This is a genomic window from Priestia sp. TSO9 (genome assembly GCF_021029645.1).
GTDB lineage: Bacteria > Bacillota > Bacilli > Bacillales > Bacillaceae_H > Priestia > Priestia megaterium_E.
In genome coordinates, this window is record NZ_JAJEKD010000006.1 from 46,908 (window position 1) to 71,216 (window position 24,309).

Below are 24,309 nucleotides of genomic sequence, written 5' to 3' on the forward strand. Positions count from 1 at the left end.
ATAGGGGGAGTAATATGAAAAAATCAAAAACGTTTTTAAAGGCAGCTGTGCTTTCATTAGCAGCGGCTATGATGTTAGCAGCTTGTGGAGGGGAAAGTGAAGAAACGAGTGGATCATCAGCTAAAAAAGATGCGCTCACTGAAATCAAAGACCGAGGGAAAATCGTCATCGGAGTTAAAAATGATACGCGTTTGTTTGGCTTAAAGAATCCAAAGACGGGTGAAGTAGAAGGTTTTGATGTTGATATTTCTAAGCAGCTGGCTAAAGAGATTTTAGGCGATGAAAACAAGGTGGAATTTAAAGAAGTTACGTCCAAAACAAGGGTTCCTCTTCTTCAAAAAGGAGATATTGACGCTGTTGTTGCGACAATGACTATTACAGACGAACGTAAAAAAGAAGTAGATTTTACGGATGTATATTTCCAAGCCGGACAGTCTCTTCTTGTGAAAAAAGGCAGTAAAATTAAAAGCGTTGATGATTTGAAGAAAGGTACTAAAGTGTTGGCTGTTAAAGGATCAACTTCAGCTATTAATATTCGCGAAAAAGCAACAGAGACAACGGTATTAGAGTTTGAAAACTATGCAGAAGCATTTACAGCTTTAAAATCTAAGCAAGGAGATGCTTTAACAACTGATGATGCGATTCTTTATGGAATGGCTGATGAAGATCCTTCTTATGAGTTAGTAGGAAAGCCGTTCACAGAAGAGCCTTATGGCATTGCTGTGAAAAAAGGAAACAAAGAGCTTGTAGATGCATTAAACGATGCGCTTAAAAAGATGAAAGACTCTGGAAAATATGATGAAATTCACGATAAGTGGATCAAACAATAAGCGTACAGTTTTCTTTTCTCAGGATGAGCAGCATTATGCTCATCCTGCTTGTTTAGTTGAAAGGAGGAAGAAAATTGTTGGATTTTTCAATTCTGACTAACAATATGGATCTTTATTTAGAAGGTTTTAAGTACACCATTATCGCCAGTCTGAGTGCTTTAGTGGCCAGTTTTGTACTTGGTACGATCATTGCGGTAATGCGAATAGCTCCTCTCAAAATAGTAAATGTAATTGGTACGGTCTATGTAGAGTTCATTCGCAATATTCCCCTTGTGGTTATCGTCTTTTTTATTTTTATTGTGGCGGGAATCAGCGGTACAGCGGCCGGAGTGCTGGGATTAACTATTTATACGGCAGCTTTTATAGCCGAAGCCATACGAGCGGGAATTATGGCAGTTCCAAAAGGGCAGCTTGAAGCGGCACGTTCATCCGGCCTTACGTACGGTCAGGCGATGCGGTTCATTGTATTGCCTCAAGCCATTAAAATCGTCATTCCTCCTCTTGGGAATCAATTCATTAATTTAGTCAAAAACTCATCCGTGTTAGGGATTGTTGCTGGTTTTGATTTAATGTATCAGGCGGATCTTGTTTCCTCTCAAACATACGTAGTGTTTGATGTGTATATTTTTGTGGCTCTGTTCTATTTAGTTCTAACCATTCCGTTGAGCTTAGGAGTTGGTTATCTTGAGAAACGTCTTGGTAAAACAAGCTGAAAGGAGTGAAAGTGATGGATTTTATGGGTGCTTATTCTCCTGATCACCTTTCCTTCTTAATGGAAGGATTTTGGGTCACTTTAAAAGTAGCATTCATTTCGATTGTATTAAGTTTTCTTATTGGAAGTATTGTAGGTATTTTAAGGTATGCCCGTATTCCAGTTCTGTCTCATGTACTCGCTTTTATCGTAGAAATTATCCGGAATTTGCCGCTGCTTTTAATCATCTTTTTTACATACTTTGCTTTACCTGAAATCGGAATTGATATGGAAATTACGTCAGCAGCAATTGTGGCCCTCACTGTATTTGAATCTGCTATGATTTCAGAGATTATCCGAAGCGGATTAAAATCAATTGAAAGAGGACAAATCGAAGCGGCGCGTTCATCAGGTTTAAACTATTATCAAACGCTTCGTTTCGTTGTGCTGCCCCAAGCTTTGCGGAGAATGGTACCTCCTTTAGTTAGTCAATTTATTTCCTTATTAAAAGATACGTCGCTTGCAGTAGTGATCGCACTTCCTGATTTGCTGCATAACGCTCAAATCATATACGGACAGAAACAAAGTTACGTGGTCCCAATGTTTTTGATCATCTCGATGATGTATTTTATTGTAAACTATGCTTTATCCATCATTGCAAGAAGACTAGAAGTCAAAAGGGTGTAGATACTCTTTTGACTTTATTTTTGGAAAATAAATAACATTGACAATGTATTAATTCAACGCATAAAATGACTAAAGTAACAGTGGTAAAATCAGATCATTTTCATTCATCATAGAGAAGAAAAACAGTGTTGGTTCACCCCCTACTGAATATCCGGTAGGGGTTTTTGCGCAAGAAGTGATTTGGTTAAACTAACACGTAAAATGAACAGAAGGGACGGGCATCATGGAAAAACAAGATCAAAATTTAAAAAAAGGTCTGTTGCCTCGTCATGTGCAGCTCATTGCGCTTGCCGGTATGATTGGGACAGGCATTTTTAAAGGTAGTGCTGATACGCTAGGTATTGCAGGACCAAGTGTTGTACTGGCGTATTTATTTGGCGGTCTTATCTTATTTATTGTAATGACAGCATTGGCGGAGATGGCAATTGTCTATCCAAATATGAACGTACAAAATTTAGTTCATAAGGCATTCGGTACACAAACCTCTTTTATTGTAGGGTGGCTGTACTGGGTGAACTGGATTGTCGTGACAGTTGTTGAACTGCTTGCGGGAGGAAGCTTTTTGAAGTTTTGGTTCCCTTCTGTACCTCTTTGGCTCTTAAGCTTTCTCTGTGCAGTGCTGATTGTAGGGATGAATTTATTTCAAGTGAAGTATTACGGAGAAATTGAGTTTTGGTTTGCCGGTATTAAAGTAATTGCTCTTACTGCTTTTATCATTTTGGGAGCTTTTATTTTATTCGGTGTGATTCCAAGTGATGTGCAAAACCCCTGGGCAAATTATACGGCTCATGGAGGCTTTTTCCCTCACGGCATGAGCGGTGTGCTGAGTGCCTTTTTAATTGTGATGTTCTCTTACGGCGGAGCTGAATTAATTGGTGTAGCCGTAACGGAAACAAAAGATGTGAAAAACGTGTTACCGAAAGTGATCAAAGGCACAGTATGGCGAGTGATTGGCTTTTATATTTTGCCTATTTTAATTATTTGCGGCCTTATGCCTTGGAATTCTGTATCAGGACAAGACAGTCCATTTGTGCAAGTGTTTAGTATCACCGGACTGCCGGGTGCGGCTCATATTATGAACTTCGTTTTATTGACGGCCGTTTTATCAGCAGCGAATTCAGGGATGTATGCAACTTCGCGTACGCTCTATGCTATGGCTCAAAGCGGAGAAGCATCAAAGCGCTTTTTGAAAGTTTCGAAAAACGGTATTCCGATTAATGGTTTAATGATTACGGCTGTTTGTATTTTAATGGGTGTGTTTTTAGCTTATAAAACACCGGATAATGTAATTAGTTATTTAATGACTATTCCGGGCTTCACGATTATTCTTATTTGGGTAAGCATTTGTTTAGCTCAATTAAAGCTGCGTAAAGGGTATAAAGAAAAGCCGTTTTTCGCATTAAAGTGGTTTCCTTATACAACGCTTTTTGCAACAGCAGCACTGCTTGTTATTTTTGTATCATTTATGTTTAATAAAAACAATGTGATTGGATCCAGCGTATGTGCGGTTATCTTGGTCTTACTCCTCATTTTTTCATTTATTAATAAAAGTCGAAAAGAAAAAAAGTTTGAAGTATAGCAAAAAGGCAATATACTAGAAAGACGAGGGTAAAAGCTTGTCTTTCTTTTTTTTGCGGAAATTTCTGTATCACGTTACATATTTCTAGATGAAATGTTTAGTTAAATAAATAAAGGATGAGGACTACAATGGAATCAAATAATGTATTTACAACAAACCCAAAGAAGAAATCAAAGCACTTGGCCGTGATTTCTTTAGCGATTATGGGAGTGGGCTTCGTTGCCACAATGCCTTTTGGTGATTCAATTTGGGCTCGGTTGCTTCAAGGTGGGTTCGAAGCTGGATTAGTCGGCGGATTAGCGGATTGGTTTGCCGTTACGGCTCTTTTTCGTCACCCTTTAGGCATTCCTATTCCACACACTGCGCTGCTTCCTAAAAACAGACAGCGTATTACAAGAGGGCTAGTCTCAACGCTTGAAAACGACTGGCTGTCAAAAGAAAGTATTCAAGAAAAAGTAAAAAGAATTGCATTTACAAAGCGTTTGCTTCCGATTGTTCGAAAAGGTGTTCATTCGGAAACAATTCAACAAAAAGGAACAGCACTGCTTGTTGATGCGATTAATCGTGTGGATACAGAGAAAGTCGTTCCTATTATTGAAAAAGAGCTCAAGTCATCGCTTTCAGCAATAGAGTTAAAGCCTATTGTGCATTCGATTGTTGGAGAAGTGGTAAAAAATCAGTATGATGAAAAAGCCCTTGATGTTCTTTTAAAGAAAGGGGAGAGCTGGATTAAAAAAGAAGAAACGCAGTATCAGCTCGGAAGTATTGCTAAAAATGCGCTTGATAATATTGAGCTTGATGGTATTTTACAATTTGCTCTCAAATCATTTCAAAGCATGATTAATGAAGAGAAGCTAGGGTCTATTTTGCAAAATTTATTGCTTTCTATTACGGGGCGTCTTCGTAAAGAAGATGATGAATACCGCCTTGCTTTGGTAAATGGAATTAGAAAAGAGCTGCAAGGCTTGGAGCAGAATGAAGAACTTCTTGAAAAATTAGAAGCATGGAAACAAAAAACGATTCATGAATTAAATGTAACGAATAAATTAACAGAAATCGTCGATAAAATGAAAGTGAAAGTGACAGCATTCATTGAAAGCCCTGAATTTATGAAAAGCTACGCCGTTCCTTACGTAGAGAGCTGGCTGAATGCTCTTGAAGAGGATGCACAGCGTCAAGAAGCAATTGATACGGCTATTCAAAAGCAAATCATGAGCTTTGTAGAAGAGAATCATTCAAAAATTGGACAGCTTGTGCAAGAAAACTTAGATAAATTAGATGATGAAACGCTTGTGGATATGATGGAAAACAATGTCGGAAAAGATTTGCAGTGGATTCGAGTGAACGGAGCCCTATGTGGATTCTTGATTGGTATTGTATTAACGGTTATTAAATTAGCGGTATAAAAAAAGAAGCACGCTCCTTTTGGAGTGTGCTTTTTCTATTAATCATCTATTTCTACACTGATCACGCCGCCGTTTTTGGCATCTACTGAAACAGTTGCTTCACGTTTATCGGCTGTGTCAATTTCAATTTCATATACTAAACGGTTGTTTTCTTGGTCTAGATCCGTTTCATTGACCGTTCCTTTAGCACTCTTTAAAGCTGTTTTTATCGCTTGATCTAATGAAATAGCAGGGGAAACGTTTTGAAGTTTCTCTTCTTTCTCATCTTCATCGTCTTTTTGCTCTTCATCAAATTCAATGATTTTACCGCTGCTGCTGTCAATGTCTAGATCGTATTCTTTATTACCTTTTGTGATGTCTACTTCATATTGTTTAACGCCATCATCTATGGCTAATTGGATATTTGTAATGTCGCCGCCGTCTGTTTTTTGAAGGGCGATGTCTTTTGCCTTTGCTTCTTCAATCGTTGTGGTTTGCTTCTTATCATTGCTTTTGGACTGGTCTGTCATTGCATATGCGCTTGCACCTAATCCACCGACTAGTACTGCACTGGCTAAAACGGTTGTAATAACTTTCATATGTTATGGCCTCCTCGATTTGTTGTTAAGATTATCTTAGCCAATGAACTTTAAAGGAAAAGAAGAAGAAGTTTAAAATTTTCTTAGAAATAAATAAAAATGGATAAAAAAAGCACAGCTTTCCGCTGTACTTTTAATCATCGTCATTTTCATAGGTGATGGAATCTACATGTCCAGAGTAAGCATTGATCATCACCTTAGCTTCTCTTGTTTTAGACTGATCAATTTCGACTTCGTAGAAGGTTTGGCCTTCTTCCTCTTCTATTTCAACTGAGGAAAACGTTCCTTTTACTTTTTGTAAAGCAATGTCTCTTGCTTGTTCCATTGAAATGAGAGGCTCGTCGGATGTAGGAGAAACTGGTGGCTGCTCGCTCTTTTTTTGCTCTTCTTCTATATTATTTTTAGTTTGAGTAGACGTTTGTTTCTCTACTTTTTGTTTGATTAATGACTGGACTTCTCCATTTTCTCCATTTACTGTGATGTGGTATGGAATATCATTTTTAAGCAAAGTGATTCGATAAATCGGTTCATCATCTTTTTGAGAAAAGCTTGCATTTTCAATAGTGCCGCCATATTTTTGCTGAATCATACTGCTGACGTCCGATTCCGATAAAATTGTATCAGGCCGATTCACTGCTTTTGCTATTCCGTAAAAGCAAGCTGAACCAACAGCAAGAAAAATAAGTATAAAAAGCACCGTTTTCTTCATACATTCACCTCCAGTATCTTAAAAAGTAGTATAGCAGGCAATTCTTAAAAATCTCTAAGAAAAGGCGAGAAATCAAAGAGGAAAGCAAACTGTTACTGATGTCCCTTTTCCTTCTTGGCTGTTAATCTCAATACGCCCGCTATGAGCTTCTACAATCTTTCGAGCAATGGATAATCCAAGTCCAGAACCACCGGTTTCTCGATTTCTTGCTTTATCTACGCGAAAAAAGCGTTCATACACGTTTGATAAGTCTTCTTTTGGAATACCAATTCCTTGATCTGTGACCGTAATCATAAAGCTTTCGCTTCTTGTTATGGTTACCTCTACCGCTTTTTCACTATATTTAATGGCATTATCTAAGAGGATGTACAGCAGCTGCTTTAAGCGTTTTTCATCCGCTGTTACGACGGGATGATTCGTTTTTATATTTAAATAAATGGTTCGTTCAAAGGCTTGTTCTAGATGTTTGATTGTTTGTCTGCAGACGGCCGCCGCATCTACGTGTTCCATGTGAAGCTCTCGCTGCGACTCATCTTTCGCAAGCACCAGCATTTGAGACGTAAGCTGTTTCATGCGTAAAGACTCAGAGTGAATGGCTTCGATGGCTTCTTCTAAAATATCAGGCCGCTTCATTCCCCATCGTTTTAGCATATTGGCATAGCTTTCTACGACGGTCAGGGGCGTTTTTAATTCATGAGAAGCATCGGATACGAACTGCTCTTGCTTTTTATAGTTTTCCTCTAATAAATCCATCATATTATTGAAGGTGTTGGCCATTTGATCTAACTCATCTTTAGAAGAAGAAGAGAGGTCGATTTTTTTAAATGTGCGAGACACTTGAATTTCTTCCATGGTTTGAATAAGAGACTTGATAGGCCGCAAAATAATTTTACTTAAAAGCCGTCCAGCAAATATAGTTGGAATTAATATAACAAGAGAGGCAATGAGCAAGATAAATTTTAATGTCTGCAAAGATTGTTCCACATCTGTCAGTTGTTCCGTGACTTCCAAAGAAACAACTTCACCGTTCGTCCAAATGACGGGGGTGTGTGAAATTGCGTATAGGTGGCCGTCATCTTCTTTGATGGTTGTTTGTTCGTTTGAATAATAGGAATAAGGTAAGTCCTGAAGCTCTTTCGTTTGATCCGTAACGGATACAACTAAAGGACTGCCGGATTTAGGTAAAATACGAATCATTCCGTTAGGAGGCAAATAGGCACGAAGCAAATTGGCTTGTTTAACCGTCGCATTCGTTTGCTTTAGCCCATTTGTTACATTGCTTGTTTCTACTTGCAAACGTTCAATGGCGTTGTCTTCCATGGTCTTCTTGAAAATGAAGTAAATCGAACTGTTTGCAATTACTAGCAGAATAAAAAGCAGCGCAGTTGATGTAAGAATAATCTTTGTTTGTAGTTTCATAAGCTACTCCTTCAGCATGTAGCCAACGCCGCGCACTGTTTGAATGTACGGAGTTGAAAATGCAGCATCAATCTTTTTACGTAAATAACGAATGTATACGTATACAATATTTGTGTCTCCGTAATAATCAAATCCCCAAACGTTTGTAAGAAGCTGTTCAAAGCTCAGCACTTGATTTTTGTTTTGAAGCATATAGATAAGTAAATCATATTCTTTAGGAGTCAGCTCAATAGCTTCATTTTCACGCGTAACTTCTCGCGTTTTTTCGTTAACGACTAAATTCCCTAGTTGAAGAGTGGCTGCTTCTTGTTCAGCAGTCGATGTTGATGCGGGATGGCGAAGCCATACGCGAATGCGTGCAAAAAGCTCTTCAATTTGAAAAGGCTTTGTAATGTAGTCGTTTGCTCCTAAATCTAGTCCGCTTACCTTATCAGGAAGGGCGTCTCGAGCTGTTAATAAGATAACGGGCGTTTGATCATCATTTGCTCGAATGCGACGAAGTACTTCGAGTCCGCTCAGTTCAGGAAGCATCACATCTAAAAGCAGCAAATCCCAATCGTGTTCTTGAAACTCTGCCAATCCTTCTGTCCCCGTATAAGCCATGCCCGTTTCGTACCCTTCATGTTCAAGCTCGAGCTCAATTAAACGAGCAATTTTGCGTTCATCTTCTACTATTAAAATTCTGCCTTTACTCAACAAAAATTCCCCCTTGTGTCTATGTATAGTTGCGTACATTATAGCACGGAGAGATTGGAGGTGTATAAAAACAACCGGAGGTTAGTCCGGCTGCTGATCTGCTGAAAGAGGAAGGTGCAAGATAATGGCAGTGCCTTCGTGAAGAGTAGATCTTACTTTGATATGGCCTTTATGAAGTTCACAAATAGCTTTTGCAATGCTCATGCCAAGTCCAGCACCCTCTGTTTTTTCGGTTGTATTTGTGCCGCGGTAATAGCGGTCAAATAAATTTTTCTGCGTTTCTTCATCCATTCCAATTCCATCATCTTGAATCGTAATCAAGACGCGGTCACTTTTTATCGCGGTCGAAATTGTAATGGTAGTGTTCTTAGGGTTATGTTTAATAGCATTAAAAATTAAATTATCAAGCATTCGTTCAAACCAGCGCGGGTCAGCTTGAATAAAAGGTTGAAGATGAGCGGGCACATAAGAGAAATGAACATTTTCAATGGTTCTATCGTTAACGAATTTTAAAACAATATGCTGAAGTAGTGGATGAACGTCCACTTTTTTTGTTTCTAAAACAACCACGTTATTTTTAAGCTTAAAGGCCAATGAAAAATCCTCTACAAGCTCCACCATGTACTCACTTTTATCACGCAGCGTTTGGCCAATTTCTTTTAACTCTTCTTCGTTCCAATTGTAATGGCCGCTTTCAAGCATATGGCCATACCCTTGAATCGTCGAAAGAGGTGTCCGCAAATCATGTGATATTCCCGTCATCCATTCTTCGCGAGTGGATTCGAGCTGCTTTCGTTCTTTTTCAGCTAAGCTAAGCTGCTCCGCCATCTCATAAAAAGCTGTGATTACTTCTGAATACAGGCGATATTGAAAGCGTACTTTTCCATTCTTCCGAAAGACGCGCTTTCGCTCTTTTTCTGTTAGCACTTCTGAATAGTTTCCGCTTCCCATGCGCCCGAGCCAGCTGGTGAACAGAAGTAAGGGGCCACCGTAGCGAAAGGCGTTCCAGATGGAGAAAGCGATGGTGGCTATAAGAACGGAAACAGCCACGATGATGGAGATCATCCAAGCTTTTCGAATAATAGATTCATCGGTTATACTGTGGTAATTATTAGGAGTGTAAAAAACCCATGAAACTTTCTTCTTCGAGTCATGGAATACAGTAGCCGTTGAATCATATTTATCTTGTTCAATTTTTCGGGAAATAATTTCTAAAGGATCGTAACGTGTTTTGTCTTTAGACATTCTAATGGAAGCTAAGATATCACCTTTCTCATTTAAAATTTGAAGCGAAGCATCTTTTTCTTTTAACGCCTTTTTGATAAGAGGGATATCGCTTTTAGGAGGCACACTTTGTTTATTATATTTAACATACAAAGCATATAGCTGGTCTTTTAAATCACTTTTATAGCCCAAAATATAATAAGTAGGTGTAGTCAAAAAGGTATCAAGTTCTGTTACTACACTATAGCCTTTAAATTTCTTGGTTTTATCCATTTCCAATAACTCCGAAAGACCGTAGTGCTTAGGTAAGTCTTTTGGGGAGTTAATTTCTCCAATTACTTTTCCTTGTTTGTTCAGCACTTGGTACCATAGTCCTTCTTGTTTAAGCTGTTTTGCTAAATCACCTGAAACGGTTGCTTTTCCACCTTCAACTGTTGTAGCCCCGCTTAATACGCTAAGTGATCCAGAAGGTAAGTCTCTTTTTATATCTTGCTTTGAAAGGTAATAAGCTAGAAACATTAAAGCGCAAAAAAGAACGCAGCAAACACATGCAATAATCGCAATAAACTGAAATGAAAAATGAAAGGTCAACCTTCTTTTAATTGATTTCATATCGCTTTTCCGTTCACTAATTTATACCCAAGCCCTCGTACCGTAACTAAATGTTTTGGGTTGCTAGGATTATCTTCAATTCGTTCTCGAATTCTTCGAATATGCACGGTTACTGTATTGTCGTCTACAAACTGATTATATCCCCAGACGGCTTCAAGCAGCTGTGATTTAGAAAGAACAATATTCATATTTTTACAAAAGTGAAGAAGCAATAAAAACACTTGTGCGGGGCAAGAAACCGTTTGACCGTGCACAATGAGTTCTCCTGCCGATTCATCTACAGTAAAACGATCAAACTCATAGCGATTTGACGATTGTGGTTCCGTTCTTATAGAAGTTCCTTCAGTCAGCGCTTGCTTTCTGCGCAGTCGTGCTTTAATTCGTGCTGCAATTTCTAAAGGATTAAACGGCTTAGTTACGTAGTCGTCCCCTCCCATGGCGAAACCCGTTAGTACATCCAGGTCCGATACTTTGGCTGTTATGAATAAAATATACGCGTTTGAGAGTTCACGAATTTTAGGACAGATATCAAATCCGCTTTGATCGGGAAGCATTACGTCCAACAAAATAATATCAATTGTTTGATTATGTAAAACATCCAGCGCTTCTTGAGCGGTGTGAGCTTTATAAATTTTGTTGAATCCTTCTTTTTTTAATACTGTCTCCAGCATTTTGACGATGGCAATTTCATCATCAACTAGCAATATAGACGCATCTTCCAACGTAAATCACCTCTGTTTTATTTCATACGTATTCGATTTTAGCATAAGAACATTACGAAAAGATTAACAAAATTGGAAAATGTTAAGGAAAAGATAATCTCCTGGTTATTTTCTTGAAAACTTCATTTCATATACTAAATGCACAGACACATAGTAAAGGAGTTAAAAGGATGAGTAATGATTTTAGGCGGGTTAAAGTAATTGATAGTATGAGAGGATTCAGCTTGTTTGGTATTTTACTAGCAAATATGCTGATTTTTCAATATGGCATTTACGGAAAGGATATGATTCATCTCTTCTCGCTATCACCAAGTGATTCAGCAGCCTATGTCTTTTTAAAAGTCGCGGTAGAAGAAAGTTTTATGCCGATTTTCACCTTTTTATTTGGCTATTCAATGGTGAAGATGAAAGAAAGCTTAGAAAGAAGGCAGCTAGGCGTGAAAAGGCATTTCTTTCGCCGTTTTCTTCTGCTTCTAGGGTTTGGCCTACTGCATGGAGTGTTTTTATGGGAAGGAGATATTCTTACGTTTTACGGAATGATGGGAGTATTTTTACTACTTTTCTTTTTAAACCGTAAAGTCAAAACACTATTGGTGTGGGCATCGATTTTGCTGATTCTTACAGGAGCAGCCGGATACGGTTCATTAAACGATAATATGTATCTTCTTAGCGATAAACAAACGCTTACGACATATGTAAAAGATACAATTCACGTGTATGGAAGCGGAACTTATGAACAGATTAAAGACCATCGCAACAATGTTGATCCGATGAATATAGCAGGATATAAATTTGCTTTTGCCTTTTTGTTTACGCCATTTATAATGGGCGCTTTGTTTTTATTTGGTATGTATGCAGGAAAGAAAAAGTGGTTTTACGATGTTTCAGCTAATCAAAAACAGTATGGCCGTTGGGCGGCCGCGCTGATTCCGCTTGGCTTGCTGTTAAAAGGAACTATGTACGTGTGGCCGGATGCTAATTGGGCTGGTTCTACACATATGTTAGGGGGAAGTCTTCTATCTCTTGGTTATATTGCAGGCTTTGCTTGGCTATATGCGAAATGTGAAAAGTCATTTTTGATGAAGGCTTTTGAAAGCGTAGGAAGAATATCACTTAGCAATTATTTAATGCAAACGGTTATATGCACGACGATTTTTTATGGCTATGGCTTAGGCTATTTCGGAAAGCTTGGCATGATTTCAGGAATTTTTGTCTGTATCGGTATTTACGGAATTCAGCTTATCGGCAGTTATATGTACGTGCAAAAATTTAAAACTGGACCGGTGGAAAAGCTGCTGCGCATATGGACAAATTTTTCTTGGAGTGGAAAGCCAAAAGAGAAAAAAGCTTTACCGACAGAAGTAAATCATCCTTTTGTTGGATGATAGCGATCAAACTTATGTAAAAAGGAGATTTTAAAAATGTGGGCCATTAGTATAAAAGAGTTTCAAAGCTTATTTAAAAGTATTAAATCAATTATTGTTATTTTAATCGTATGCGGTGCTTCCTATGGAATAGCTTATGTAGTTAGCCAATTTGGAGGTCAATTGACAAGTGCACAAATTCAAGATGGAGCTAACGGTGGAATTTTGCTGATGCTTCTCGGGTTCGGACCTTTATTTATTTCAAGTCTTTCTCATAATGTTATTAATCAAGAAATTAAAGCAAGAACAGCTAGATTTTTAGTTACCAAAACATCAAGAGATCGTATTGTATTAGGAAAATTCTTAGGTATTTGTTGTTTCTGGCTTGTTTGTATCTCTATTTCATTTCTACTGATTGCGTTTATTTCGCATCATTTTTCTTTTTTTACATTTTTAGAGTGCCTACTATTCACTATGTGTATGATTTCGTTTGTATTAATGCTTTCAGCTTTGATGCCAAATCCAACTCATACTATGTTTTTATCAATTATTTTATCGTTTGTTCTACCGGTACTGAGCGTGTGGAGCATATTTTCATCAAAAGCGTACATTGCATGGTTTAAGTATGTGACACCCTACTACTATTTAAAGTTGGAGAAAGGGTATCTACCAGTTCTTCTTATTTTTGCAGCATGTTGTTTATATACGGCACTTTGGAGTTTTAAAAGGAGAGAAGTATAATATGTATGCTATTGAAATAAGTAAATTAACTAAAAAGTATGGATCTAAAACAGTTGTTAACGGTATTAATTTACAGGTGCCACAAGGAGAAATTTACGGGTTTTTAGGAAGAAACGGAGCAGGAAAGTCTACCTTTATTAATATGCTTACCGGCGTTTCATTTCCTTCAGCAGGAGAATTTACGCTGCTGGGACAGAGTGATATTGATTTAGAGCTTCAGAAGAAAATAGGTGTGCTTCCTGACTATGCTAACTTTTATGATGAGATGACAGCGCTCAATCACTTGCGCTATTTTTTAAAGATAAATGGCCATCGCTTTTCCAAAGAGCACTGTAGTGATGTACTGAAGAAAGTAGGATTAGAAGGACATCAGCATCAGAAAGTTGGAAAATTTTCATTTGGAATGAAAAAGAAGTTAGGAATCGCTCAAGCAATTGTAGCAGACCCAGATCTTATCTTTTTAGATGAACCAACTTCTGGAGTAGATGTTGAATCTGCTCTCCACATTCATGAACTAATAAGAGAACTCCAAAATCAAGGCAAGACGATTTTTATGACGTCTCATAATTTAAATGAAGTCGAGAAGATTTGTACACGTGTAGCAATTATGAAAAATGGGGTCATTTTAATAGAAGGTACAATGGAAGAGCTGCGCTTTCAATATCAAGCGAAAAAAACGGTGATGATCAAACATGATCCTTATCCAAACAGTCACAAAGAATACATTCAACAGTTTTTCCGTACGTTGAGTCCCGAAGTTGAATACCATCACATGTACACAAAAGTGATGCTTCAAAAAGAAAGAAATATTCCTCTTATTATTCGCGAATTGATTCAATGCGGCATCGACATTTATCAAGTTCACGTCGAAGAACCTTCTTTAGAAGAAATCTTTTTGCAAAAAAATATTGTGGATCACTCACAGGTGAGTTAATGGGCGAAAGGCCTTTGGTTTACTACTAAGCCTGAATACATTATTTATAAATACCAGTTAGGAAGCTTCTGACAAAAACATGTTCATTTTCTCAAGAAACTGATAAGATAGCTAATGACATTTAAAAATAAGAAAGGATTTCGATTATGTTATCAGCTATCAATTCAGTAGATTATACTATCTTCCACGCGGTGAATCAGTATGCCTCACACGTAAAACCTCTAGATTCGCTGATGGTATTCTTTGCAGATTATGCCCAGTATGTACTTATCGTTTTACTCGGCTTGTTTTTACTTATTAATAAAAACGGCAGCCGTGTTGTAGCATTTCAAGCTTTGTGTGCTTGTGCCACAGGAGTCATTATCAATAAAGTGATTAGTTTATTTGCTTATCGAGATCGTCCGTTTATCTCTCACCACGTGAATCAGCTTATTGATCACGCCGCAAATTCTTCATTTCCAAGCGATCATGCTACATCTGCATTAGTTATCACTTTTACCATTTGGCTGCATTTCAAACGTTCAGGGCGCATGTGGGTTGTCATGGGCGTACTCATTGCCTTTTCACGCGTATGGGTTGGCGTTCATTATCCATTCGATGTGTTAACAGGAGCCATTTTAGGCTGCGTGCTGGCGCTGTTTATTCATTATGTTATTTTTAATATGAAACTGATGAGGGCTATTACCGACTTGTCTATTTTTCGAAAATCAGCTTATGACGAACAGTCTCAATATTATTAAGAAAAAGTCGCAAATACGCGGCTTTTTTTATTGGGAAATTTTTAATGTATTTAATACTTGTTTTTTAAAATTAAATTGTGTAAAATTAAATTACAGAAACGATAAATGAAAAACTTTTAATAAAATTAATGAAAAAGAGGAGAGGTTTATACATGAAAGCTTTATATGAAACAACAGTCGTTAACACAGGTGGAAGAACAGGAGAAGTTCACTCTTTAGATAACATCTTTAACTTAGACGTTGCAACACCTCCAGCGCTTGGTGGAGAAGCAACAACAGCAACAAACCCAGAGCAGCTGTTTGCAGCTGGATACAGCGCTTGTTTCAACAGCGCGTTAGAATTTATGTTGACAAAACATAACGTAGAAATCAAAAGCAGTGAAGTAAAAGCTACTGTTCAGCTGCTTCCTGATAAAGCTGATCAAGGAGTGAAAATTGGAGTAGCGCTTGAAGCTCATATCGAAGGCTTAGATTTAGAAACAGCGAAAAAATATGTAGACCTAGCTCACTCATACTGCCCGTATTCAAAAGCAATCAGCGGTAATGTAGAGGTAACGGTAGAAGTAGTTTAATTGCTTTAAAAAGCCCTGCTAAGCATGTAAAGCTTAGCAGGGCTTTTTTATTTGAATTTTTTCTATTCATTTGTAAGCTGTACTAGTATAATGAGGAAGAAAATGAATCGTTCGCACAGTTTAGGTGCTCTTACATAGCGTAAGAGGTAACAGGGAATCGAGTGCAAATCTCGAGCGGTCCAGCCACTGTAAGCAGGGAGTTTTCTATCTTATCGTCACTCAAAATGGGGAAGGCGGTAGAAAATGATGATCTCAAGCCAGGAGACCTACCTATTCTGTACACTTGACTCTTCTAGGAAAGAGGCGGTGTATCAAGGTACGCAGTGAGCAATTGCTGTTTATTTTCATATGCCGACACATCCTCAATTTCTATAGAATTGAGGCTTTTTTACGTTTTATTTTAAAAAAAGGAGTGTAGGAAATGGAAGGTTTATCAGTTTTTTTACTTGTCTTTTTATTAGGAATCAGGCACGGATTGGATGCAGATCACTTAGCTTTTATTGATGGCCAGACCCGATATAATTGGCGAATGGGCAGCCGTTTTGCCCCGTGGGTCGGAACGCTGTTTTCACTAGGTCACGGAGGAATGGTGGCCGTCACGGCCGGGGTGCTGGGCGTGGTGATGAAGAATTTTACGTTTCCATCATATTTCGATCATTTTGCATCTTGGGTATCCATTATCTCTCTCTTTCTGATTGGGACATTAAACACATATCATTTGCTTCGAACTAAAAATAAAGAAGAAGAGTTTCAGCTGAGCGGATTAAAAGGGAAGTTTATTCCGAAAATCGCAAAAGGAACAACGAATCCTTTTTTAATTATTCTTGTAGGAGCATTGTTCGCTTTAGCAGCTGAAACGGTCAGTCAAACGGCCGTGTGGTCTCTAGCTGTAGGGAACGCAGGCAAGTATACGCCACTTTTGTTAGGACTAGTGTTTATGTTTGGCATGATGCTTACAGATACAATCGATTCGATGATTGTACATAAAATGGTGAATGAATCGAGTAAATTTGGACAATCTGCTTCCCGCTTGATGGGCTGGGTTATTGTTGTCCTCGCGTATGGTGTGTCGTTCTATTTAGCATTCACTTTCTTTAACCCATGGGCCGAAGTAAACTTTGAAATGGTTGGCGTTATTCTGTTTATTTTTTTAGTGTCTATGTTTGTTTTTGTGAGTGTGAAGTCAAAAGGGAAAAATATTAAAATAAATGTCAATTAGTCAAACGAAAGCTTTAATCTGTTGAAGATTGAAGCTTTTTTGTATGAATTTGTTGAAGTTTATGGCTATTTTCGGTCGGTTATGAATAAGTTAAAGTATTATCTGTATTTAAAGGATGGAAAATTGTCTGAAAACCATTATAATTAAGGATAATTTAAGGTCGTTATGTGAAACGTAGAACATAGTTATACGTACGATAAATAAAAGCATTTAATGCAAGCAGCAGGGGTTGTTTGGAGGAGGAATTGATTTGAGTCAGGTAATGGTAGAACAAAGCGTGTTTAGTTATTTAAAAGAACACGAACAAGAGATGCTTGAAGATTTAGTTGGATTTGTGAAAAAAGAGTCACCGTCCTACAGTAAAGAGTTAGTAGATCAGTGTGGAAAGTATTTAACGCAGCTGTTTCAAAAGCGGTTAGGGGTAGGATACGAAATCATAGAAGAAAAAGAAGTAGGAAACCACTTGAAATTTACCATTGGAGAAGGAGAAAAGCAGCTTTTAATTATCGGTCATTTTGACACGGTATGGGAAAAGGGAAGGCTGAGTCTAAGAACAGAGGGAAACAAGCTGTATGGTCCGGGAATTTTAGACATGAAAGGCGGCATTATACAATCTATATGGGCGATTAAAGCGATTCAAGAGCTTGGCTTATCGCTGGATAAAAAAATTGTGTTTTTCTGCAATTCGGATGAAGAGATTGGATCAATTTCTTCTAAAAAATACATTGAAGAAGAAGCACAAAGAAGTGAAGCAGTGCTAGTAGCGGAACCGGCGGTGGCGGGTTCAGGTGCGTTAAAAACGTCGCGCAAAGGAGCGGGGATTTTTAACGTAAAAGTATGGGGACGAGCAGCACACGCGGGTAATCACCATAAAGAAGGAATCAATGCGATTGAAGAGCTGGCGCGCCAAGTGATTTTCTTGCAGAGCTTAACAGATTATGAAAAAGGTACAACGGTGAACGTTGGGACATTTACTGGAGGCAGCGGTACAAATGTAGTGCCGGAATATGCAGAAGCGCACGTGGATTTACGTGTTTCTACAGAAGAAGAAGCAAAACGCATGACGGATATTATTTTGAATTTAACACCCATTTTAAAAGGGATTAAGCTCAAAGTAACGGGAGGCATGAATCGTCCTCCGATGGTCAAGTCTAAACAAACGGAAGAGTTATTTGAATGCGCTCAGTCAATCGCGGCCAAACTGGGTATGAAATTAGAAGAAGCAGCTGTTGGAGGAGGAAGTGATGGCAATTTTACAGCGGCCATTGGCGTTCCCACGTTGGATGGGTTAGGAGCATGCGGAAAAGGAATACATGCGGAATATGAACATATTCAAATTGATACGTTATCCGAGCGCTCTTCTTTATTTGCGAATTTGCTGCTGCAAATATAAAAAAAGCCCGCCTCAAACGGCGGGAACTAATCTGAAAGCTTATATTGGGAGAGTATAAGCTTTCTTTTTTTTATTTACTGCTTTCTTCTTGAAGAGAAAACGCAGTTTCTTTCTTTTTGAATACCACTGCATCAAGAGCAAGGAACTGGCTTCCTGCAAGAAATAAGTGAGCAGACATGGCAATTAAGGCAATATCAAACTCAAACCCGCCAACAAATCCGCTTTTAAGCTTGGCTGTAAAAATGGCGCCAAGCATAACTGCCACAAATAAAGCAGCTACGACTCTTGTTGCTAGACCAAGAATAATAAGAACCCCACCTACAAGTTCAATGGTTGCAACAATATATGCCATGAAACCAGGGATTCCTAAGCTATCGAAGAACCCTACTGTATTTTCAATCCCGCCTTGCCATTTTTGAAAGCCGTGCACTAAAAATGTAAAACCTAATACTAAACGAATAATAAATGAACCAATTTCAACGTTTTTATTCACTTTACTTCCTCCTTTAAGTGTATTTGAAAAACACTACATTATGTAGTGTGAAAGCCCGAAAAAAAGAAATGTAGCAATTAAATCAGAAAGTCTTTCTTATTTGGATAATTTTACAACATTATGAACATCACACTACACATTGTAGTGTGATGTTTGTCCCCAGTCAAGTGAAAATATAAAATTAGACCATTTGGCATACAAAAATTTTCTGAAGGTAACTTGAAAAATCCTTTAATTATGTACAAGTTAGTCCCGTATTTTCAATCTTATTCTCCAACATGCTATACTGATGGCGGAGGTGTTACGATGCGCTTAGAAAATAAAAGAGTTATTGCGCTTGTTAGTGCAGACTTTGAAGATCTAGAACTATGGTATCCAGTGATGCGTCTTCGAGAAGAAGGAGCAGAAGTACATTTAGTTGGAGAAAAAGCAAACGAAACGTACATGGGGAAATACGGTGTTCCAGCCGTATCGGACTACGCGTTTAAAGATGTTGATCCAGCTGAATATGACGCTATTTTAGTACCTGGAGGCTGGGCGCCGGATAAACTGCGCCGCTACCCTGAAGTAATTGAAATGGTTCGTCATATGGATGAACAGCAAAAGCCAATCGGCCAAATCTGCCATGCAGGATGGGTATTAATCTCTGCAAAAATCTTAGATGGCCGAAACGTAACAAGTACACCAGGAATCAAAGATGATATGGAAAATGCGGGAGCTATTTGGCATGATGAAGCAGTCGTAATCGACGGCCACATCATTTCAAGCCGCCGTCCGCCAGACCTTCCTCCTTATGCAAAAGCATTTGCTGATGTACTAGCAGAGCAATAAGAAAAAAAGCCGAAACCACATGGGTTTCGGCTTTTTTGTGTAAGGTGTTTCCAATTTAGAGAGTGTTGGGTATATGAGACTAAAGGTTATGAAAAAAATTACATTGATTTAAACGAATCATATACAAATAGTGTAAAAGACCGTAAGGATGACCTGTTTATTGGTAAATAATAGGTCGTGTATGATGGAAGGTGGGTCAATTTATGAGGCAGTAGCTTCAAATAAAGGGAGAAATTAATGTATTAAAAAAGCGAGCAGATGCATCTGCTCGCTTTTGTTCGTGTTTCTTATCAGTAACTTGCTTTCTGCAAGTGTAAAAACAAAATGATTACTTTCTTTATAAAATCCATGATTACGGTTTTTGTATGTTTCGTTGTTGTTAGGGCACAATTAGCATTGATTGTGCTTGCATGGATTTCATCCATTGCCGCGGTTTGTTTTTCCACATGATCGATTAACCTAAACGACGCAAGCCCTACCTCTCTTGCATCCTTACGGCTCCGAAGCCGATCCAGTGTGAATAAGTTTTGTTCAAAGACATGTGTCGAATGCCAGTATTTTTACCTTGCATTGTACGATACATCCTTTCAAGTTACTTTCACTATGTCCAGCTCTTAAAGAAAAGCCAGAAATCTAAATATAACACCTCAGTTGATCTATGTCAAATAGAAAATTTGATTTTTTCACGTGAAACAATTAATTATAGCTAAAACATGGTTAAATAAAGGGATATCTTTTTTATATGGAAGAGTTTTTTGATACGATAAGCTAGAGGAATCCTAGAGGAGGATGAAAAATGAATAAAAATGAACAGTTTCGAAATGATGTATTGAGCAGTGTAGAATCATTAACATATGAACAATTAAATCAACAGCCAGCATCTAATACATGGAGCGTTATGCAGGTATTAGAACATTTATATTTGATGGAGCGCATGATTGTTTCACGTGTAAAGGATCAGTTAGAAAACGGTGTGGATCAGCCAACTGAAGATAAGCCGTTTCATTTAGCGGTAGACCGTTCACGAAAAGTAGATGCACCGGCTCAAGTTACGCCTTCTAATGAAAAGCAGACATTAGAAGAAATGAAGAGTAAGCTGGCAGAATCAAGAGCGGCTTTAATAGAGCTAGAAGAAACAGCAAGTGAAGACAAGCTAAAGCAAAAATCATTTCCACACCCTGTGTTTGGGTTAATGGATTTAAAGCAGTGGATTGATTTTATTGGCTATCATGAAAAGCGTCATCAAGAACAAATAGAAGAAATCAAAACAGCAATTGGTGCATAAAAAAAACAGGCAGTCCGCCTGTTTTTTTATTTTTGGACCAAAATAGGATAGTCCGACATCATCCAAATACCAACACTATATGTTTGGGGATTATGGTTCCCTACGGTAGAGCCTGTTTGAATGGTAAACGAGAGTTGCAGAGGATCTTGATCGTAATAAATTGTTTGCTTGGTGGAAGGGGAATAAAGGCGCTTCGGAGGGATTTTAGGAACCGTATCCGTCGTATTAACAAAACAGCGGCTATTTGAAACAAGATTTGTGTATGTTTGAACGAATTGAGGATCACCTACTCGAGGAGCTCCGTAGTTGTACATTGTAACTTCTGGAAAAGATGCGTTTGTGGCGACATCTAAGGCATGAAGAGCAGCAAGTGCACCACCTAGGCTATGCCCTGTTATATAAAGTGGCTTGGGGGTAAGGGACTGATACGTTTCAAAAATTTCATCACGGCATGATTCGTAAACGGCTAAAAAACCTTCGTGAACGAGACCAGCTTGTTGATTGTATGGATAAGGGCGTTGCCTAATGCGAGCATCAGCAATCCAGTCTGCCTCAGATTGAGTTCCTCGAAAGGCAATTACGATAGAGTCATCAGATTCTAAAATAAAACCAAACCATTCTTGCACCCCTACGGCAGAAGCTTTAAACGATTTAATAAGCCGGTAGCCTTCAGGTACATCAAATGTGCCTCCCTGTGCGTATTGCTTATAAGCTAAGACGCACGCATAAAGAAGGTCTAGAGCTAAAGGACGATAAAATAAAGGCTCTATTCTCATCATTGTTTTTCACACCTTCTAATAGAAAATAACTCCTATAGCCTATGTGTTCCTGAGAAGAAAGGTGCAGATATCTCTCTTTTGAAAGCGATAATTATGGAATGTAAACGGTTTATCATTGGATGTTTTTGAGGATTTTATAAGTTTTTTTGTGTATTTTAACTAAAAACGAGTTTTAATTTAGAGTTTTATTGTTAAAATTTATAATTTAACTTATAATTTAAAATAGTCTGAATAAAAAAATAAGGGGGTTATCGTTTGGAGCAATTTGTAACGAGTTTGAATAATGTGCTATGGAGCACACCTGTTATTTATGGGTGTCTTGCGATTGGCCTGTTTTTCTCAATTTTAACGAGGTTTTTGCAGGTACGACACTTAAAAGACATGGTTATGCTGATGTTTCAGGGTAAAAGCTCAGAAGCAGGAGTTTCTTCCTTCCAGGCACTGTCTTTAGCGCTGTCGGGACGAGTTGGAACAGGAAACATTGCTGGAGTTGCAACAGCTATCGCTTTTGGAGGTCCAGGAGCTGTATTTTGGATGTGGGCAGTTGCTTTTATTGGTGCTTCTAGTGCATTCATCGAATCAACACTTGCTCAAATTTATAAAGTTAAACAAGATGGCCAATATCGAGGTGGTCCAGCGTACTACATTGAAAAAGGAACAGGGATGAAATGGTATGGCATTTTATTTGCTATTGCAGCACTTGTTGCGATGAGTATCTTAATGCCGGGCGTTCAGTCTAACTCCATCGCGCTTGGCATCGACAACGCATTCGGCGTTAGTCCAACGGTTACAGCAGTAGGATTAGTTATTATTCTTGCTTTTATTATCTTTGGAGGCGTTAAGCGTATTGCAGGAGTGGCCCAATTCGTTGTACCTTTTATGGCACTTGGGTATATTATTTTAGCTCTTATTATTATTGCCATGAACATTTCCGAGTTGCCGGGAGTTATCGCTCTTATTTTTAAAAGTGCTTTTGCATTAGATTCTGCTTTTGGAGGAATCGTTGGTTTAGCTGTTTCTTGGGGAGTTAAGCGCGGCATTTATTCAAACGAAGCAGGACAAGGAACAGGACCTCACGCAGCAGCTGCAGCAGAAGTTTCACATCCGGCGAAACAAGGCCTTGTACAAGCTTTTTCGGTTTATATTGATACACTGTTCGTTTGTTCAGCAACAGCGTTTATGATTTTATTCACAGGCATGTACAACACGGAAGGACCAGGCGGTTCATTTATTATTTCAAATTTACCAGGTGTAGAAGCAGGGCCTGGATTTACACAAGCTGCTATTGAAACAGTGTTGCCAGGGTTCGGAGCTGGCTTCGTGGCAGTAGCCCTATTCTTTTTCGCGTTTACAACGATCATGGCTTATTATTACATTGCTGAAACAAATATTGCTTACCTAACTCGCGGCAAGAACGGAAAGTGGGCTATGTTTGCATTAAAGCTTGTCCTTCTAGGAGCTACGTTCTACGGGTCAGTTAAACAAGCATCACTAGCTTGGGCGTTAGGTGATGCTGGACTTGGTATCATGGTATGGCTAAATTTAATTGCTATCTTAATTTTAGCTAAGCCTGCGTTAGTTGCATTAAAAGACTATGAAGCTCAGAAAAAACAAGGGGTAGACCCTGTGTTTGATCCTGTTAAGCTAGGAATTAAAAATGCAGACTACTGGGAGAAAGAATATAAGAAAGATGAGTCACAGGTTTCGTAAACAAGAAAATCCTCACATATGTGAGGATTTTTTTATGAAGAAAGTGAGACAGATGAGTTATTTAAGTTATATCGATCCTTCAAACAATGAATACGGTGCAGTTCTTCAAGCAGATGGTGAATTGCAAGCAGTTCGTACAGCATTGTTGTTTCTGTTGAAAAAGGCTGATCCGCTCTGTTTTCCTCCTGCTTATGTGCCCAAAACCTTTGTTTTAAAGTCAAAACAAGCATTTGATGCTGCAAAGAGCTTTTATATTGTTCATTTTGTAAGACGTTATGAAAGGAAGTGAAAGTATCCCATATTACTTGATGTCTTGCACTTTGCAGCTGATGAGCAGGCAAATAAATTAAATTACCAATATGGTAGAGAAGCTGTCTCATAAGAGAAAGTTTCTTATATTCATAGTGAAATTTTCTCATAGCTGTACGAGTGAAATGGTGAAACTTCCATTCTTTGCGCTGATACTCACAAAGCGTCTCAATTTTTTCAATTTCAGCAGAAAGCTGCTGAAATTGAAACTTTGTTTGTTTATGACAAGCGTGTACTTGGGAAAGCTCGCTGCCTCTTTGCTGTAAGACGCCGCCCATTTGTTTTGAGAGATTTTGAATTTTCCTCGTAATAATCGGTGTATAATTAGGAGGAAGAACGATGATATTCACAAGTGAAGAAGTGAGCAGCCCAATACTGGTGGTCGCTAAGCGAATTAAAAACGAGATAAAATAATGGTCATGCACAATCGTCAGCATAGCCACTCCTGTTAGCGTGGCAACGAGTGTTCCCGCATGCAAACGCAATTTAGAACAGGATATAATAGTAGAAACGGCAACAAGCATATAGGTAAGCGGCGTTACCCCTAATAGAAATGTGTAAAGCATGGCAAAAGCGGCTCCGATTGCTGAAGCAGGAAAGCGGATGAATGCTTTTTTGATAGAATCGGCAGCGGTTGGTTCAATCGTAACAATAGCTGTAATAACAGCGAGCATATAAGGCCAGCCAATGGCCTGACAAATGAGCGCAGTTAAAAAAACGGCAATGCCTGTTTTAATAATACGACCGCCTAAAAAATTGAATTTTTTTACGTTAATCATTATGCAT

The 24,309-nt window shown here is 38.4% G+C and carries 24 protein-coding genes and 1 riboswitch; of the genes, 15 read left to right on the forward strand and 9 right to left on the reverse strand.

From position 1 onward, the window contains the following. The first annotated feature begins 14 nt into the window (after positions 1 to 14). The 5 genes from LJC66_RS01415 (at position 15) to LJC66_RS01435 (ending at position 5,193) form a co-directional block, all read left to right on the forward strand. Positions 15 to 830: a transporter substrate-binding domain-containing protein gene (locus LJC66_RS01415; protein WP_230931678.1), complete on the forward strand. Its 816-nt coding sequence runs from the start codon at positions 15 to 17 to the stop codon at positions 828 to 830. 74 nt (positions 831 to 904) lie between these two features. Continuing rightward, positions 905 to 1,543, forward strand: coding sequence for an amino acid ABC transporter permease (locus LJC66_RS01420; protein ID WP_195695565.1), 639 nt, complete (start codon positions 905 to 907; stop codon positions 1,541 to 1,543). Between the two features lie 14 nt (positions 1,544 to 1,557). Continuing rightward, on the forward strand, positions 1,558 to 2,208 hold the full coding sequence (locus tag LJC66_RS01425; RefSeq protein ID WP_230931679.1) for an amino acid ABC transporter permease: 651 nt from the start codon (positions 1,558 to 1,560) through the stop codon (positions 2,206 to 2,208). Between the two features lie 223 nt (positions 2,209 to 2,431). Then, positions 2,432 to 3,787: an amino acid permease gene (locus LJC66_RS01430; protein WP_230184672.1), complete on the forward strand. Its 1,356-nt coding sequence runs from the start codon at positions 2,432 to 2,434 to the stop codon at positions 3,785 to 3,787. 128 nt (positions 3,788 to 3,915) lie between these two features. Then, positions 3,916 to 5,193: a DUF445 domain-containing protein gene (locus LJC66_RS01435; protein WP_230931680.1), complete on the forward strand. Its 1,278-nt coding sequence runs from the start codon at positions 3,916 to 3,918 to the stop codon at positions 5,191 to 5,193. Positions 5,194 to 5,231: 38 nt separating this feature from the next. Here the strand turns inward: LJC66_RS01435 and LJC66_RS01440 are convergent, their stop codons facing one another. From LJC66_RS01440 to LJC66_RS01465, 6 genes are all read right to left on the reverse strand, one after another. Continuing rightward, a complete protein-coding gene (locus tag LJC66_RS01440) occupies positions 5,232 to 5,771 on the reverse strand; it encodes a PepSY domain-containing protein (RefSeq protein ID WP_230931681.1) in 540 nt (179 codons plus the stop codon). Between the two features lie 133 nt (positions 5,772 to 5,904). Next, positions 5,905 to 6,480: a PepSY domain-containing protein gene (locus LJC66_RS01445; RefSeq protein ID WP_098334534.1), complete on the reverse strand. Its 576-nt coding sequence runs from the start codon at positions 6,478 to 6,480 to the stop codon at positions 5,905 to 5,907. 72 nt (positions 6,481 to 6,552) lie between these two features. Then, entirely contained in the window at positions 6,553 to 7,899 is a 1,347-nt protein-coding gene (locus LJC66_RS01450; protein ID WP_195695561.1) for a HAMP domain-containing sensor histidine kinase, read from the reverse strand. Between the two features lie 3 nt (positions 7,900 to 7,902). Further along, positions 7,903 to 8,595, reverse strand: coding sequence for a response regulator transcription factor (locus tag LJC66_RS01455; protein WP_230931682.1), 693 nt, complete (start codon positions 8,593 to 8,595; stop codon positions 7,903 to 7,905). Positions 8,596 to 8,676: 81 nt separating this feature from the next. Beyond that, a complete protein-coding gene (locus LJC66_RS01460; RefSeq protein ID WP_230931683.1) occupies positions 8,677 to 10,431 on the reverse strand; it encodes a sensor histidine kinase in 1,755 nt (584 codons plus the stop codon). After that, on the reverse strand, positions 10,428 to 11,153 hold the full coding sequence (locus tag LJC66_RS01465; RefSeq protein WP_230931684.1) for a response regulator transcription factor: 726 nt from the start codon (positions 11,151 to 11,153) through the stop codon (positions 10,428 to 10,430). The genes LJC66_RS01460 and LJC66_RS01465 overlap by 4 nt, the downstream gene beginning before the upstream one ends. A 170-nt stretch (positions 11,154 to 11,323) precedes the next feature. On the opposite strand from LJC66_RS01465, the gene LJC66_RS01470 reads away from it, so the two are divergent. The 7 genes from LJC66_RS01470 (at position 11,324) to LJC66_RS01500 (ending at position 18,116) form a co-directional block, all read left to right on the forward strand. Further along, entirely contained in the window at positions 11,324 to 12,538 is a 1,215-nt protein-coding gene (locus LJC66_RS01470) for a DUF418 domain-containing protein (protein WP_195695557.1), read from the forward strand. Between the two features lie 27 nt (positions 12,539 to 12,565). Continuing rightward, the gene (locus LJC66_RS01475; RefSeq protein WP_308280717.1) at positions 12,566 to 13,258 is read left to right on the forward strand and encodes an ABC transporter permease; all 693 of its coding nucleotides are present in this window, start codon (positions 12,566 to 12,568) and stop codon (positions 13,256 to 13,258) included. 1 nt (position 13,259) lies between these two features. Beyond that, entirely contained in the window at positions 13,260 to 14,192 is a 933-nt protein-coding gene (locus LJC66_RS01480; RefSeq protein WP_230931686.1) for an ABC transporter ATP-binding protein, read from the forward strand. 146 nt (positions 14,193 to 14,338) lie between these two features. Continuing rightward, entirely contained in the window at positions 14,339 to 14,932 is a 594-nt protein-coding gene (locus LJC66_RS01485; RefSeq protein ID WP_195695555.1) for an undecaprenyl-diphosphatase, read from the forward strand. A 152-nt stretch (positions 14,933 to 15,084) separates the two neighbouring features. After that, complete coding sequence (locus LJC66_RS01490) at positions 15,085 to 15,504, forward strand: organic hydroperoxide resistance protein (RefSeq protein WP_195695554.1); 420 nt, start codon at positions 15,085 to 15,087, stop codon at positions 15,502 to 15,504. A gap of 105 nt (positions 15,505 to 15,609) precedes the next feature. Further along, a riboswitch (cobalamin riboswitch) is annotated at positions 15,610 to 15,792 on the forward strand. Positions 15,793 to 15,925: 133 nt separating this feature from the next. Further along, positions 15,926 to 16,723, forward strand: a complete 798-nt coding sequence (locus tag LJC66_RS01495) for a HoxN/HupN/NixA family nickel/cobalt transporter (RefSeq protein ID WP_013055084.1) — start codon at positions 15,926 to 15,928, stop codon at positions 16,721 to 16,723. Positions 16,724 to 16,952: 229 nt separating this feature from the next. Next, the gene (locus LJC66_RS01500) at positions 16,953 to 18,116 is read left to right on the forward strand and encodes a M20 family metallopeptidase (RefSeq protein ID WP_230931687.1); all 1,164 of its coding nucleotides are present in this window, start codon (positions 16,953 to 16,955) and stop codon (positions 18,114 to 18,116) included. 70 nt (positions 18,117 to 18,186) lie between these two features. On the opposite strand, the gene LJC66_RS01505 is transcribed toward LJC66_RS01500, so the two are convergent. Then, entirely contained in the window at positions 18,187 to 18,609 is a 423-nt protein-coding gene (locus LJC66_RS01505) for a DoxX family protein (protein WP_230931688.1), read from the reverse strand. Between the two features lie 306 nt (positions 18,610 to 18,915). Here LJC66_RS01505 and LJC66_RS01510 point away from each other — a divergent pair, with 306 nt between their 5' ends. Together LJC66_RS01510 and LJC66_RS01515 are read left to right on the forward strand one after the other, a co-directional pair. After that, the gene (locus LJC66_RS01510) at positions 18,916 to 19,440 is read left to right on the forward strand and encodes a type 1 glutamine amidotransferase domain-containing protein (RefSeq protein WP_013055087.1); all 525 of its coding nucleotides are present in this window, start codon (positions 18,916 to 18,918) and stop codon (positions 19,438 to 19,440) included. 796 nt (positions 19,441 to 20,236) lie between these two features. Next, positions 20,237 to 20,725, forward strand: coding sequence for a DinB family protein (locus LJC66_RS01515; RefSeq protein WP_050688463.1), 489 nt, complete (start codon positions 20,237 to 20,239; stop codon positions 20,723 to 20,725). A 26-nt stretch (positions 20,726 to 20,751) separates the two neighbouring features. Here the strand turns inward: LJC66_RS01515 and LJC66_RS01520 are convergent, their stop codons facing one another. Beyond that, a complete protein-coding gene (locus tag LJC66_RS01520) occupies positions 20,752 to 21,504 on the reverse strand; it encodes a lipase family protein (protein ID WP_013081488.1) in 753 nt (250 codons plus the stop codon). Between the two features lie 255 nt (positions 21,505 to 21,759). Here LJC66_RS01520 and LJC66_RS01525 point away from each other — a divergent pair, with 255 nt between their 5' ends. Further along, complete coding sequence (locus LJC66_RS01525) at positions 21,760 to 23,214, forward strand: alanine/glycine:cation symporter family protein (protein ID WP_028412486.1); 1,455 nt, start codon at positions 21,760 to 21,762, stop codon at positions 23,212 to 23,214. Between the two features lie 32 nt (positions 23,215 to 23,246). On the opposite strand, the gene LJC66_RS01530 is transcribed toward LJC66_RS01525, so the two are convergent. After that, entirely contained in the window at positions 23,247 to 24,302 is a 1,056-nt protein-coding gene (locus LJC66_RS01530) for an aromatic acid exporter family protein (protein ID WP_230931689.1), read from the reverse strand. Positions 24,303 to 24,309 lie beyond the last annotated feature (7 nt).

Coding starts and splice junctions, on each gene's coding strand:
- LJC66_RS01435 (WP_230931680.1), top strand. CDS start 3,916: ATGGAATCAAATAATGTATTTACAACAAACCCAAAGAAGAAATCAAAG.
- LJC66_RS01425 (WP_230931679.1), top strand. CDS start 1,558: ATGGATTTTATGGGTGCTTATTCTCCTGATCACCTTTCCTTCTTAATG.
- LJC66_RS01510 (WP_013055087.1), top strand. CDS start 18,916: ATGCGCTTAGAAAATAAAAGAGTTATTGCGCTTGTTAGTGCAGACTTT.
- LJC66_RS01495 (WP_013055084.1), top strand. CDS start 15,926: ATGGAAGGTTTATCAGTTTTTTTACTTGTCTTTTTATTAGGAATCAGG.
- LJC66_RS01460 (WP_230931683.1), bottom strand. CDS start 10,431: ATGAAATCAATTAAAAGAAGGTTGACCTTTCATTTTTCATTTCAGTTT.
- LJC66_RS01415 (WP_230931678.1), top strand. CDS start 15: ATGAAAAAATCAAAAACGTTTTTAAAGGCAGCTGTGCTTTCATTAGCA.
- LJC66_RS01515 (WP_050688463.1), top strand. CDS start 20,237: ATGAATAAAAATGAACAGTTTCGAAATGATGTATTGAGCAGTGTAGAA.
- LJC66_RS01445 (WP_098334534.1), bottom strand. CDS start 6,480: ATGAAGAAAACGGTGCTTTTTATACTTATTTTTCTTGCTGTTGGTTCA.
- LJC66_RS01430 (WP_230184672.1), top strand. CDS start 2,432: ATGGAAAAACAAGATCAAAATTTAAAAAAAGGTCTGTTGCCTCGTCAT.
- LJC66_RS01485 (WP_195695555.1), top strand. CDS start 14,339: ATGTTATCAGCTATCAATTCAGTAGATTATACTATCTTCCACGCGGTG.
- LJC66_RS01490 (WP_195695554.1), top strand. CDS start 15,085: ATGAAAGCTTTATATGAAACAACAGTCGTTAACACAGGTGGAAGAACA.
- LJC66_RS01530 (WP_230931689.1), bottom strand. CDS start 24,302: ATGATTAACGTAAAAAAATTCAATTTTTTAGGCGGTCGTATTATTAAA.
- LJC66_RS01470 (WP_195695557.1), top strand. CDS start 11,324: ATGAGTAATGATTTTAGGCGGGTTAAAGTAATTGATAGTATGAGAGGA.
- LJC66_RS01520 (WP_013081488.1), bottom strand. CDS start 21,504: ATGATGAGAATAGAGCCTTTATTTTATCGTCCTTTAGCTCTAGACCTT.
- LJC66_RS01450 (WP_195695561.1), bottom strand. CDS start 7,899: ATGAAACTACAAACAAAGATTATTCTTACATCAACTGCGCTGCTTTTT.
- LJC66_RS01440 (WP_230931681.1), bottom strand. CDS start 5,771: ATGAAAGTTATTACAACCGTTTTAGCCAGTGCAGTACTAGTCGGTGGA.
- LJC66_RS01480 (WP_230931686.1), top strand. CDS start 13,260: ATGTATGCTATTGAAATAAGTAAATTAACTAAAAAGTATGGATCTAAA.